The 12,361-nt window shown below is 72.7% G+C and carries 12 protein-coding genes; 7 read left to right on the top strand and 5 right to left on the bottom strand.

Annotated features, from left to right (window positions below; all coding sequences use genetic code 11):
• Nucleotides 1–19: 19 nt before the first annotated feature.
• The 5 genes from ACFYQ6_RS01670 to ACFYQ6_RS01650 all read left to right on the top strand — a co-directional run bounded on the left by ACFYQ6_RS01670 (nt 20) and on the right by ACFYQ6_RS01650 (nt 4,492).
• Nucleotides 20–1,258, top strand: coding sequence for an FAD-dependent oxidoreductase (locus ACFYQ6_RS01670; RefSeq protein ID WP_361570334.1), 1,239 nt, complete (start codon nt 20–22; stop codon nt 1,256–1,258).
• A gap of 62 nt (nt 1,259–1,320) precedes the next feature.
• A complete protein-coding gene (locus ACFYQ6_RS01665; protein WP_361570331.1) occupies nt 1,321–1,686 on the top strand; it encodes an Rv2175c family DNA-binding protein in 366 nt (121 codons plus the stop codon).
• Between the two features lie 119 nt (nt 1,687–1,805).
• Nucleotides 1,806–2,456 (top strand): thiamine phosphate synthase, encoded by a 651-nt coding sequence (gene thiE, locus ACFYQ6_RS01660; RefSeq protein ID WP_361570328.1) that lies wholly within the window; start codon nt 1,806–1,808, stop codon nt 2,454–2,456.
• Between the two features lie 135 nt (nt 2,457–2,591).
• Nucleotides 2,592–3,509, top strand: a complete 918-nt coding sequence (metF, locus tag ACFYQ6_RS01655) for a methylenetetrahydrofolate reductase [NAD(P)H] (RefSeq protein ID WP_361570325.1) — start codon at nt 2,592–2,594, stop codon at nt 3,507–3,509.
• 50 nt (nt 3,510–3,559) lie between these two features.
• Complete coding sequence (locus ACFYQ6_RS01650) at nt 3,560–4,492, top strand: hypothetical protein (RefSeq protein WP_388759738.1); 933 nt, start codon at nt 3,560–3,562, stop codon at nt 4,490–4,492.
• Nucleotides 4,493–4,526: 34 nt separating this feature from the next.
• Here the strand turns inward: ACFYQ6_RS01650 and ACFYQ6_RS01645 are convergent, their stop codons facing one another.
• The 5 genes from ACFYQ6_RS01645 to ACFYQ6_RS01625 form a co-directional block, all read right to left on the bottom strand.
• A complete protein-coding gene (locus ACFYQ6_RS01645; RefSeq protein ID WP_388759736.1) occupies nt 4,527–6,023 on the bottom strand; it encodes a phytoene desaturase family protein in 1,497 nt (498 codons plus the stop codon).
• Nucleotides 6,024–6,054: 31 nt separating this feature from the next.
• Nucleotides 6,055–6,672, bottom strand: coding sequence for a DUF4126 domain-containing protein (locus ACFYQ6_RS01640; protein ID WP_361570316.1), 618 nt, complete (start codon nt 6,670–6,672; stop codon nt 6,055–6,057).
• A gap of 402 nt (nt 6,673–7,074) precedes the next feature.
• On the bottom strand, nt 7,075–7,686 hold the full coding sequence (locus ACFYQ6_RS01635; RefSeq protein WP_361570313.1) for a TetR/AcrR family transcriptional regulator: 612 nt from the start codon (nt 7,684–7,686) through the stop codon (nt 7,075–7,077).
• A gap of 29 nt (nt 7,687–7,715) precedes the next feature.
• Nucleotides 7,716–9,803, bottom strand: a complete 2,088-nt coding sequence (locus ACFYQ6_RS01630; protein WP_361570310.1) for a YhgE/Pip domain-containing protein — start codon at nt 9,801–9,803, stop codon at nt 7,716–7,718.
• The gene (locus tag ACFYQ6_RS01625; RefSeq protein ID WP_388759732.1) at nt 9,775–10,551 is read right to left on the bottom strand and encodes an ATP-binding cassette domain-containing protein; all 777 of its coding nucleotides are present in this window, start codon (nt 10,549–10,551) and stop codon (nt 9,775–9,777) included. The genes ACFYQ6_RS01630 and ACFYQ6_RS01625 overlap by 29 nt, the downstream gene beginning before the upstream one ends.
• 169 nt (nt 10,552–10,720) lie before the next feature.
• Here ACFYQ6_RS01625 and ACFYQ6_RS01620 point away from each other — a divergent pair, with 169 nt between their 5' ends.
• Together ACFYQ6_RS01620 and ACFYQ6_RS01615 are read left to right on the top strand one after the other, a co-directional pair.
• On the top strand, nt 10,721–11,260 hold the full coding sequence (locus tag ACFYQ6_RS01620; protein WP_361570304.1) for an SAV_6107 family HEPN domain-containing protein: 540 nt from the start codon (nt 10,721–10,723) through the stop codon (nt 11,258–11,260).
• 102 nt (nt 11,261–11,362) lie between these two features.
• Nucleotides 11,363–12,121 (top strand): class I SAM-dependent methyltransferase, encoded by a 759-nt coding sequence (locus ACFYQ6_RS01615; protein WP_388759729.1) that lies wholly within the window; start codon nt 11,363–11,365, stop codon nt 12,119–12,121.
• Nucleotides 12,122–12,361: the final 240 nt, after the last annotated feature.

Here is a 12,361-nt window from a genome sequence, read left to right as displayed (position 1 = left end):
AGGTGACTAGGGTGGACGGGTGAGCGAGCAGACACAGGACCGGGCGGCGGGAGCCCCGCCCCGCGACGTCGTGATCGTCGGCGCGGGCATGGCGGGTGTGCAGACGGCGGTGGCCCTGCGCGAACAGGGCTTCACCGGCGCCGTCACCCTCATCGGCGCGGAACCGCACCAGCCCTACGACCGGCCGCCCCTGTCGAAGGCGGTGCTGCTCGGCAAGGCCGAGGACTCCGCCTTCGACGTCGACTTCGAGGCCCTCGACATCACCCTGCGCCTGGGGCTCGACGTGACCGGCCTGCGCGCGGCCGACCACGAGCTGGACACCCCCGAGGGCCCTGTCGGCTACGACGCACTCGTCCTCGCCACCGGGGCGGAACCCGTGGTGCTGCCCGGCTCCGAAGGTGTGCCCGGCGTGCATCTCCTGCGCACCCTCGACGACGCCGCCCGGCTGCGGCCCGTCCTGGAACGGCAGCACGACGTGGTGATCGTCGGAGCGGGCTGGATCGGTGCCGAGTTCGCCACCGCGGCGCGCGCGGCCGGGTGTGCGGTGACCGTCGTCGAGGCCGCCGACCGCCCCCTCGCCGGCACCATGCCCGCCGAGGTCGCCGCCCCGATGGCCGCCTGGTACGCCGAGAGCGGAGCCGAACTCCTCACCGGGGCACGGGTCGCACGCGTGGAGCCGGGCGCCGTCCACCTCACGGACGGCCGGACCGTGCCCGCCGGGGCGGTCGTCGTCGGCATCGGCGCGCGGCCCGCCACGCGCTGGCTGGCGGACTCCGGCATCGCCCTGGGGCCGGACGGGTCGGTCACCGCGGACAGCTCGCTGCGCACCTCGCTGCCCGACGTCCACGCGGTGGGCGACTGCGCGTCGTTCCCTTCCGCCCGTTACGGGGTCCGGCTGCTCGTGCACCACTGGGACAACGCGCTCCAGGGCCCCCGGGCGGTCGCCGCCGCCCTCGCCGACGGTGTGGCCAGGACGTACGACCCGGTGCCCTACTTCTGGTCCGAGCAGTTCGGCCGCTTCGTGCAGTACGCCGGGCACCACGCCGGGGCCGACACCCTGCTGTGGCGGGGCGACCCCGCGGACCCGTCCTGGACGGTCTGCTGGCTGCGCGGGGAAGTCCTGGTCGCCGTGCTGGCCGTCAGCAGGCCGCGCGATCTGGCCCAGGGGCGCCGGCTCGTCGAAGCAGGGGCCCGGATCGATCCCGTGAAGGCGGCCGACTCCTCCGTACCGCTGAAATCGGCGGCTCTCGCGGAGTAGGCGCGGCCTCGTACGCCCGGCCCGGCTACCGGCTGTCGGTCCGGGATGGCACGCTTGTCCTTGTGACCGAGATTGACGCAAAGATCGATGCTCTCGTCCCCGCCTGGCTCCACCTTCCCGACATCGCGGAAATGCTCGATGTCGAGGTGACGCGCGTGCGGCAGCTGGTCAAGGAAGGCCAGCTCATCGCCGTACGCCGTGGTGAGAACCGGACGCTCCAGGTGCCTGCCGCCTTCATCGACGGCACCAAGGTGGTCAAGGGTCTCGCAGGGACCCTGACGCTCCTGAGGGACGACGGCTACAACGACGGAGAGATGCTGGAGTGGCTCTTCACCCCCGACCCGACCCTGCCCGGAACCCCGGCGCAGGCCCTGAGCGAGAATCGCGGTACGGAGGTGAAGCGCCGGGCCCAGGCGCTCGCCGTCTGACCGGGCGACCGTGAGCGGGGTGCGGGCCGTGACACACGCGGCCCGCACTCCGCCGTTACCGGCTCGTCCGTTCTCCGACGTACCAGTGATCCATCGACGCACCGACGGGGGAATCCATCATGTCCACGCCTCGCTCCCAGCTCTCCGACGCCCGGCTCTACCTGTGCACGGACGCCCGGAAGCGACAGGGTGATCTCCCCGAATTCCTCGACGCGGTGCTGTCCAGCGGGGTCGACATCGTCCAGTTGCGCGACAAGGGCATGGAGGCGGCCGAGGAGCTGGACCACCTGGCTGTGTTCGCCGATGCCTGCAAGCGCCACGGTGCGCTCCTGGCGGTGAACGACAGGGCGGACGTCGCCCACGCCATCGGCTCCGACGTACTGCACCTCGGGCAGGGTGACCTGCCGGTGCCCGCCGCCCGCGCCGTCCTGGGCGAGGGGACCGTGATCGGGCGCTCCACCCATGCGGAGGCCGAGGTCGACGCCGCCGCCGCCGAGACGGGCGTCGACTACTTCTGCACGGGCCCCTGCTGGCCCACGCCGACCAAGCCCGGCCGGCACGCGCCGGGCCTGGGCCTCGTGCGCTACGCGGCCTCGCTCGGCACGACAAGGCCGTGGTTCGCCATCGGCGGAATCGATGCCGGCAATCTGGACGAGGTCCTGGACGCCGGAGCACGCCGCGTCGTCGTCGTGCGCGCCATCACCGAGGCCGCCGATCCGGCGGCGGCGACCGAAGCCCTCGCACGGCGCATCAGGGAGCGCTCCAGCTGAACCGGAGGCCCGTCTTCCAGCGGGCCGGGTGACGGGTGAAGGGGAGATGTCCGAGGGGTGGACAAAATCCGCCTCATTCCGGACAAATTCCTGTCTATGGTTGGGGTACCGCCAGGCCCTGGTTAACCTCCCGGTATGGCCCTTGGTACACCTTCCACCAGGACGGATCACGCGCGCACCGTGCGTGAGCTCCTCGCGACCGGCGAGATGTCCTACTCGTTCGAGTTCTGGGCGCCCAAGACCGAGAAGGGCGAGCGGAACCTCTGGAACGCCCTGCGCCGGGTAGAGGCGGTGGGACCGAGCTTCGTCTCCGTGACGTACGGGGCCGGCGGGTCGACCCGTGCCGGGACCGTGCGGGCGACCCAGCAGATCGCCGCGGACTCCACGCTCACCCCGGTGGCCCACCTCACCGCGGTCGACCACTCGATCGCCGAGCTGCGCAACATGGTGGGGCAGTACGCGGACGCCGGGATCCGCAACATCCTCGCGGTGCGCGGTGACCCGCCCGGCGACCCGATGGGCGAGTGGATCGAGCACCCGCAGGGGGTGCGGTACGCCGCCGATCTCGTCAGGCTCATCAAGGAGGCCGGCGACTTCTGCGTCGGCGTCGCCGCTTTTCCCGAAATGCATCCGCGGTCGTCCGACTGGGACTCCGACGTCAGGCATTTCGTCGACAAGTGCAGGGCCGGCGCCGACTACGCGATCACCCAGATGTTCTTCCACCCGGAGAGCTATCTCCAGATGCGTGACCGTGTGGTCGCCGCCGGTTGCGAGACCCCGGTCATTCCCGAGGTGATGCCGCTCACCAGCGTGAAACAACTGGAACGATTCGCCCAGCTCAGCAACGCGTCCCTGCCGTCCGCACTGAAAGAACGCATCCTCGCCGCGAAGGACGACCCGGCGGCTGTACGCTCCATTGGCATCGAGTTCGCCACGGAGTTCTGCGCGAAGCTGATCTCCGAGGGTGTCCCGGGGCTGCACTTCATCACGCTCAACAACTCGACGGCGACACTCGAGATCTACGAGAATCTCGGACTGCACAAGCAGTCCTGACCGGCCGTACCCGCCACCAACCGGGGCGGTGGCCGCAGGAGGGGGCGGGCGTGGGCTGGACGGTCCTCTACATCGCATTCGGCATAGTGGCGCTGTGGCTGCTGGGCGAGGTGCTGCTGCAGTACAAGGCGCGGCTGCGCTGGCGTCTGCTCGCCTTCGCGGGCTTCCTGGGCGTCGTCCTGGGTGTGCTCATCCCCTCCGTGCTGGTGATCGCCCTCGGGGCCATCGCCTTCGCGACCGGGCAGACCTATGTGACGCTCTCCTTCCGGCGCGGTTTCTCGACCGGATGGGCCATAGGCGGCAGCCCGGGCGAGAGCCGCCGCCGTCGCGGCGGGGCCGCCCAGGGCGGCGCGAAGCCCACCCTCGAGGTCTCCGGCCTGGAGTACGAGGGCGCCCCGGAGCCGCAGGCAGCCCCCTCGGCGGTCTACGAGCCGCAGCCGATGCCGGACGACACCGGGCAGTACGGCATCTACACCGACGAGTCGCGGACCGGCGGTGGCCGGCAGGACCAGCACGACCAGCACGGGCAGGACCAGCACGGCGCGCAGCCGCAGTACGCCGCCTACGACCCGTACAACGGCTACGAGCAGCCGTCCCAGGACCCGTACACCCAGGGCGGCTACGAGAGCCAGGACACCCACCAGGGCCAGGGCACCTACGCGGGGCAGTACGACTACGGCACGGACCAGGCGGGCTACGCGGCCTACTCCGACCCGTACATCGGAACGGGCGGCGCCCCGGGAGCCGGGCAGTACCTCTCGTACGACTCCTACGACAGCGGCTACGACTCCTACGGCGCCGCGCAGCAGCCGGCCGATCCCTATGCCGGGCAGTACGCCTCCGACACCCCGCCGGGCGGTGTGTGGGTCCCGCAGCAGCGTGAGCGTGAGCAGTACCCCCCGCTGCCCCCCGAGGCACCCGCGCAGCCCGCCCCGTACGGGAACGGCTACGACGCCGGCCAGAACGAGCAGTACCGCTACTGACCCGGCGACCGGCCGGCACCCGACAGGCCGCGGCTCATCGGGAGCCGCGGAAGTCGTCGCCCTCCACCACGAGTCCCGCGACCAGGGCCCCCGACATCCCGGCGTGCGCCAGTCCGCCGCCGGGGTGGGACCAGCCGCCGGCCAGGTACAGGCCCGGCAGCGGAGTGCGGTTCGCGGCGTGCAGGAAGGCGCCTCCCGCCCCGGCCAGGGCCGGGGCGGGCACCGAACCGCCCTCGGCGCCGGTGTCGGCCGAGGTCTCGGCGGGCGTGCGGATCTCGCGGTGGAGTATCCGCTCGCGCAGACCGGGGACCGCTCCGGCGGCCTGGCCGATCACCGAGTCCGCGAAGCGTTCGCGCAGCGCCGCGTCCGTCCAGTCGACGGGACCGTGCGGGGCCACCGTCACCATCAGGGTCACCGCCTCGTGCTCCTCGTCGGGGCGGGTGGACGGATCGTCGGGCCGCAGGACCGTCACCGTGGGCCGCTCGGCCGTCCGGCCGCCGAACACCGCCTCCTGTTCCGCGGCGGGGTCCCCGGCGTGCACCACGGTCCGGTGCGCGGCACCGGGCTCGCGGGCGCCGCGCAGCGACAGCAGGACGAGGAACCGGCCGGGCACCGGGGTCTCCCGGACCCCGCTGCGCGCCTGCGGCGGTCCCGGCACGAGACCGGGCCCCGGCTGTGCGCCCAGGACGACATGGGCGGCCTCCACGCTCCTGCCGTCCGCCAGCTCGACCCCCGCCGCCCTGCCGTCCTTCTCGGTGACCCGGACGACTTCGGCGCCGAGGACGAACTCCACCTTGCGGGCCAGGCACCGCTCGTACACCGCGTCGGCCAGGGCCCGCATGCCACCCGCGACGTACCAGCTGCCGAAGGTCTCCTCCATGTACGGGAGGAGAGCGGCGGCGGCCGGGGCGCGGCGGGGGTCGAGCCCGTACGACAGGGCGTAGCCGTCGAGCAGTGCTGCCAGCCGGGGGTCCGTCAGCTCCCAGGCGCCGATCTCCGCCACCGTCCCCGCCACCAGGGGGGAGCGCAGCAGCCTGCGCCGGCGGACCGAGGGGTAGGGGTCGCGGCCCAGCACCCGCGGGTCCTCGCGCAGCGGTTCCTCCAGCAGGGGCCTGCGCGACCGGTCCCACGCCGTCCCGGCCCGGTCCAGGAAATCCCCCCAGCGGGCTCCGGCCCCGCCCCCGAGCGCCTGGTCCAGCGCGCCGACGACCCCGGCCCTGGAGGCGTTGGGCAGCGACACCGTGGTGCCGTCGGCGAAGACGTGACGGCTCGCGGGATCCACCTGGGTCAGCGTGACGCACCGCTCCAGCGGTTCCTTGCCCGTCTTCACGAACAGGTCGCGGTAGACCGCGGGCAGGTGCAGCAGGCCGGGGCCGGTGTCGAAGACGAAGCCGTCACGGGCATACCGGCCGAGCGAGCCGCCGTAGGTCTCGGACCGCTCGTACACCGTCACCCGGTGGCCTGCCACGGAGAGCCGGGCTGCCGTCGCCATCGCGCCCACCCCGGCGCCGATCACCGCAATTCGTGCCATGTGACCGACCCTACGGGGTGCCACCGACACGTCACCCAGGAGGCCGGTGCCAGTCCTCCGCCGCCGGACGCCTCTCCTCGCGGCGCTGCGCCCTGCGCCGCAGGAACCGGCGGATGCGGGAGGCGAGGAAGACCAGTATCACCAGGCCGAGCAGGAGCAGGACCGCGGCGACGGCGGCCGCGGCCACGGGGTTGAAGATCGCGAAGGTGATGATCCCGGCGACGCCCAGATCCTCGGCGAGGCTGACCCCGATGTTGCTGAAGGGTTCGGGCGAGGTGTTGACCGCCATCCTGGTACCCGCCTTCACCAGGTGGCTCATCAGCGCCGTCGAGCCGCCGACGGCTCCGGCCGCGACCTCCGGCAGAGACCCGCTCCCACCGGCCAGCAGGGCCGCGACGACCGCCCCGGCCACGGGCCGCACCACCGTGTGCACGGTGTCCCAGGCCGAGTCCACGTACGGGATCTTGTCGGCGACCGCCTCGCACAGGAAGAGCACCGCGGCGGCCACGAGCACATCCGTGCGCTGCAGCGCATCGGGCACCTCGTCGCTGAGACCGGTCGCGCCGAAGAGACCGAGGAGCAGGATCACCGCGTAGGCGTTGATCCCGCTGGCCCAGCCACTTGTGAACACCAGGGGGAGTACGGACACGGACGCGATCGTAGCCAGCCGGACCGGTGCGCGGGTGGGCCCTGCCACCCAGGGCTGAGTATCCCTACCTAGGCGTCGAGATGAGTAGGGGCGCGGATGGGCTCTCACCTGCGCAGACGGAAGAGTGGTGACCACGGAAGGGGCGCGGCGCCCGGACCGCCGGCACGGGGCGGCGGAACGGCGCTGCACCCCGGACGCAACGGGGGCACACGGCGCGGAGCTCCGGGACCATGGGGGACGGGGTCACGGGGGAGAGCTTCGCGGCGGAACGGGACGCCGGTCCGGCGGAATTCGGGGGGATCGAATTCCACCGGACCGGCGTTCTCGCGTGGCCCGTCGCCCTGGTGGCCTTCCGGCCTCCGGGCCCCGGTGCCGCTTCCGGGCCTCGGTGCCCGCTTCGGCTCAGTGCCCGCTGACGCGGCCGTGCAGCAGCAGGGACAGGGCGGAATGCACGTCGTCGATCGTCCGCTCCGGCTGGAACGCCTGCCAGTCGAGCGCCGCCACGAGCACCATCCCCACCAGGGCCGCTGCCGTCAGCTGGATGTCGATCTCCTCGCTGAGCTCCCCGTTGGCCACGCCCTCCCTGAGCACCCCCTCGACGACGGCGACCGCCTCCTGACGCAGCACCAGGAGGGTCGACTGCCAGGCTCGGTTGGTGCGCCAGAGCTCCGCGACGTACAGCTGCGTGAAAGCCGGGTAGCGGTCGATGAAGACCAGGCCGGCCCGGATCATCGCGTCCAGCGCCTCCACCCGGGTGCCGCCGCGGGCGTCCGTCCCTTCGGCGGCGGAGCGCAGCGACTGGGTGAGCAGGCCGACGCCGTGGCGCAGCAGCTCCTCGAAGAGCTCGGTCTTGCTCTTGAAGTTGTAGTAGACCGTGCCCTTGGCGACCCCGGCCCGCTCGGCGATCTCGTCCACCGTGGTCGCCGAGAAGCCCTTTTCCGCGATGAGGGTGACGGCCGCCTCGTAGAGTTTCTGCCGGGTGGCCTGGCGGCGCGTGGTGCTACTGCTGTCCATGCCCCCGATTCTCACAGGTGCGGACGCGGTCACAGACTCAGCTCCGGGTGGAGCCGGTCCAGCGTCCACACCTGCTTGCGGCGGGCGGAGAGGGCGGTCAGCGCCAGCGCGCCCGCCGTGAAGGCCAGCAGCACGGCGCAGCCCTGCCAGACCGGGCCGAGCCCGCCGCCCGTGATCAGCCGCCGCAGCCCCTCCACGACATAGGTCATCGGCAGGAAGGGGTGGATCGCCCCGAAGAACCCGGGACTGGTCTGGACGGGGTACGTGCCGCCGGCCGAGGTCAGCTGGAGCATCAGCACCGCGAGCACCAGGATCCGCCCCGCCGCGCCGAAGCGGGCGTTGAGCCACTGCACGATCGCGGCGAAGCAGCACGTGACCAGGGCCAGGAAGGCGAGCGTCCCGGCGGCGTGCGTCATCTGCAGACCGAGCCGCCAGTGCAGCACCGCCATCAGGGCGGCCACCTGGAGCAGGCCGATCGCGGCGACCGGCAGCCAGCCCGCGAAGGCGATGCGCCAGGCCGGGGCCCCGGCCGAGAGTGCCCGCCGGTTGAGCGGCTGGATGAGCATGTACGCCACCATCGCGCCCACCCAGAGGGAGAGCGGGATGAAGTAAGGGGCGAAGCCGGTGCCGTAGTTGGGCGCCGCGTGCAGCGATGACGAGGCCAGCCGCACCGGGTCGGCCATCACACCGGTACGGGCGTCGCGGTCCTCCTTGTCGTAGTCGGGGATCTTCCCGACCCCGTCGTTCAGCCCCTGGGCGAGCGTCGCCGAACCGTCGCCCAGCCGGTACAGCCCGCTCTTCAGGCTCGTGGCGCCCGTCTTCAGCTTCTTCACCCCGGCGTCCAGGTCCCCGGCGCCCGTTCTGGCGGTGCCCAGTCCGGTGTGGAGCGTGCCGGCACCCGAGGCGACCTTGTGCGCGCCGGTGTTGAGCTTGTTGATCCTCGCGACGGCGGACTCCAGGTCCGTGTCCAGGTGCGGTGAGCGCTTCGCGAGGGCGTCGGCCTGCTTCTCCAGCGTGGCCAGCTGCGTACGCAGCTTGTTGAGATCGCCCTTCTGGTCCGTGACCAGGGCGTTCACGTCGTCGGCCACCGCGGCGACGTCCGCCGCCGCCGTCACCGCGCGCTTCAGCTGGGGGCAGACCCCGGGGTCGGGAACCGGCTGGTCCTCGCAGCGCGTGCGGTAGACCTCGGAGAGCTCGCCGGAGGCCGTGTGGGCGGCGGTCGCGGCGCCGGGGGCCGCCTCGACCAGCAGGTCGAGGTTGTCCCGTACGGCCTTCGACGAGTCGGCGACCAGGCGTGCCGCGTCGCCGATGGCCTTGCCGTTGTCCTTCAGGAAGGGGCGTACGTCGGCTGCGGCCTTGCCGGCCTTGTCGGCGAGGAGCTGGGTGCCGTCGGCGACCTGCCGGGATCCCGTGGCCAGTTCGCCCGCGCCCTTGTCGAGCCGGGTGACGCCCTTGGAGAGTTTCCCGCTGCCCGCCTTGGCGTCCTTGAGGCCCTCCGCGAGTTCCTTGGAGCCCTTCTTCGCCTTCTCGACACCGCTCCGGAGGTCGTCGGCGCCCTCGGCCGCCTTCGCGGTGGCGTCGTGCAGGCCGGAGAAGTTGATGAAGATCCGATCCAGGAAGCCGCGCGAGGCCTTGGCCGACGCGGCGCTGCGGACCTCGGCGAACACCGTCCTGGAGATCTGGCCGACGATGTAGTTGTTGGCGTCGTTCGTACGGACCTGGAGGGCGCCGGTCTCCGGGGTGTCCCCGGCGCTCGACGCGATCCGCTCGCTGAAGTCCGGCGGCATGGTCAGGGAGAGGTAGTACGTCCCGTCCTCGACGCCCCGTTCGGCTTCGGCGGAGCCGACCTCGTGCCAGTCGAAGACCCGGGAGTCGAGGAGCCTGCCGGAGATCTCGTCCCCGGCCGCGAGGTGTTCCCCTCCGGTGTCCGTGCCCCTGTCTTCGTTGACCAGCGCGACGGGGATGCGGTCGAGCCGGCCGTACGGGTCCCAGAACGACCAGAGGTACAGGGCTCCGTACAGCAGCGGCAGCAGGAGCAGTGCGACGAGTGCGGCACGCGGCATCCGGCCCCTGCCGAACCTCCGCAGCTCAAGCGCGGCCAGTTTCGGCGATCGCATCGGCCGTCTCCTTCTCCGTGGTCGTGCCGCCGGCGGGGCGAGCGGCCCCGGTCGCCGGGCGGGTGTGGACCGTCAGGGCGTCCTCCGGTGCTTCGCTGCACACGGCCAGCACGGTGGTCCCGCCGGCGGCGAGGGCGCGCAGCAGCTCCCAGGCCTGCGAGCGTTCGGCGGGCGAGAGCTTGAGGTCGGTGTCGTCCACCGCGAGGAGCCGGGGGCGACCGGTCAGCGCGAGGGCGACGGACAGGCGCAGCGCCTCCAGACGCTCCAGGTCGCGTACGGAGGTCCGTTCGGCTTTGGGTAGCGCCGCGAGGTCCAGCCCGGCGGCCTCCAGCGCGGTGTCGACCGTGGCCCGCGACGTGGCGGCGCGCACGGCACGGGAGCGCAGCAGGGCGCGCGGCGAGGCGCCGAAACGCCGCTGCAGCAGAGCCCGTTCCCGCAGGTGCTCCGCGACGGTGAGGGAGGGGTCCAGCTCGCTCACCCCGGGAACCGGGCCGAGCGCGCTGAACCGGCGTACGGCCGCGAGCCGCCCCGGCAGGCGCTCGCCGCCCACCTCGGCACGGCCCGACGTGGCACGCATCCGGCCGGTGAGCGCGAGCAGCAGGCAGGTGCGGCCCGAGCCGGAGGGCCCCTCGACCGCGACGAGTGTTCCGGGAGCGGCGGAGAACCCGACGCCCTGGAAGGCCCAGCCGCGAGGTCCCTTCAGTCCGAAGTCCTCGGCGCTCACTGCCGCCCCGTGCGGGCCGTCCACGACCTCACCCCCGTCTTTTGAACTGACCAGTCAGTGCAAAAAGCTAGCCCGAACTCGTGCGCGAAGCAAAGTGGCAGGTCAGAGGGTGGTTCTGAGGGATTGTCAGTGGGGGGCGTCACGATGGATGCAGACGGCCACGAAGCCGTCACACGACGACAGGAGGTTCGTCATGGCCAGCTCGTCCGCAGCCGCCGCCCCGCGGCGCCGCGCAGTCAGCCCTGCCCCCTCACTGACCGGTCCGGCAACCGACGTCCACCCCGTGCTGCGCCGCACCACGGCACCGCCCGCCGCCCTCGATCTCCTCGCCCAGGCCCACACCGGCCTGGAGGAGGCCGCCACACTCGCCGTGCCCAACGAGCGCTACGCCACCGCGCACCTCGCCGCGCTGCGTACCGCCGCCGCCGTCCTCGCCGCCCGCGGCCGGCCCGAGACCGGCCGCCGCGGCAGGGAGCGCATCCGCAGCGCCTGGGAGGTGCTGCCGGACATCGCTCCCGAACTGACGGAGTGGAGCGCCCTGTTCGCCTCCGGGGCCGGGCGCAGGGCCCGTGCGGAGGCCGGTATACCTGGCGCCGCCACCAGCCGGGACGCCGATGATCTGCTGCGCGACGTCGCCGTGTTTCTGCGGCTGGTCGAGCGGCTGCTGTCCCTCCAGCCCGTGCTGCCGAACCCCCGGAGGGACGGGGCGGGCCGGCGGCGGGACGGGGAGTGACTGTCGGGGCGGTGCGAGGCAATAGGGTGGAGAGGACCCGTACCACCTGCACCGTTCACGCTCCGCCGTCCGTGGCGGCACCGCGCCGAGGAGTCAATCGCCGTGTCGGACCAGCTGCGCCCCCGCGCCTCCCTCCGTACCGCCGTGGTCTGGGAGGTTCTCAAGGACGCTCTCGAGCGCCGGGTCAAGGCGACCGGCAGGGAAACCCTGGACGTACTGGACACGGGCGGCGGCACCGGCAATTTCGCGGTGCCCGTCGCCCGCCTCGGGCACCGGGTCACCGTGGTCGACCCCAGCCCCAACGCCCTTTTCGCGCTGGAGCGCCGTGCGGACGAGGCCGGGGTCGCCGAGCGGGTGCGGGGCGTCCAGGGCGACATCCTCGGCCTCTTCGACGTGGTGGAGCGCGACAGCTACGACGCGGTCCTCTGCCACGGCGTCCTGGAGTACGTGGACGACCCCGCCGAGGGCGTGCGGAACGCGGTCGACGCGCTCCGCCCGTCCGGCGCGCTCAGCCTGCTCGGCGCCGGCGTCGGCGGTGCCGTCCTGGCGCGGGCGCTCGCCGGACACTTCGCGGAGGCCAGGCAGGCGCTGACGGACCCGGCGGGACGGTGGGGCGGCGGCGACCCCGTGCCCCGCAGGTTCACCACCGGCCAGCTGACGGAGTTGGTCACCGACGCGGGTGTCGAGGTGGGCGCCGTGCACGGTGTGCGGGTCTTCGCCGACCTCGTTCCCGGCGTTCTCGTGGACACCGAGCCCGGTGCGATGGAGGAGCTTCTCAGGCTGGAGGCGGCCGTGGCGGAACTGCCGGCCTTCCAGGCCGTGGCGACCCAGCTGCACGTTCTGGGGGAGAAGCGCGCCTAGGCCGTGACGGCGGGCCCGCACGGGCGTGGACACGGAGTGGCCGGAGCACGGCTGATCAGCAACGCAGCTGCAGACGGAGTACCGCCCAGAACACCCGATCGGGCCGCGAGCCCCGTATGATCGGGTGACACCATCCGGCATGACGGATCGGAGGTCGGGGAATCTACGCCTCAGCAGCCGAGCCGACATGGCGGTCCGGACTGGCTATGGCTAGAGGGCGGGTTTCACGGGGGCGAATCC

The organism is Streptomyces sp. NPDC005494 (assembly GCF_042872025.1).
In the GTDB taxonomy this organism is placed as follows: domain Bacteria; phylum Actinomycetota; class Actinomycetes; order Streptomycetales; family Streptomycetaceae; genus Streptomyces.
Note: the sequence above shows the minus strand (reverse complement) of the source record. Positions and strands in the feature narration are given on the sequence as shown.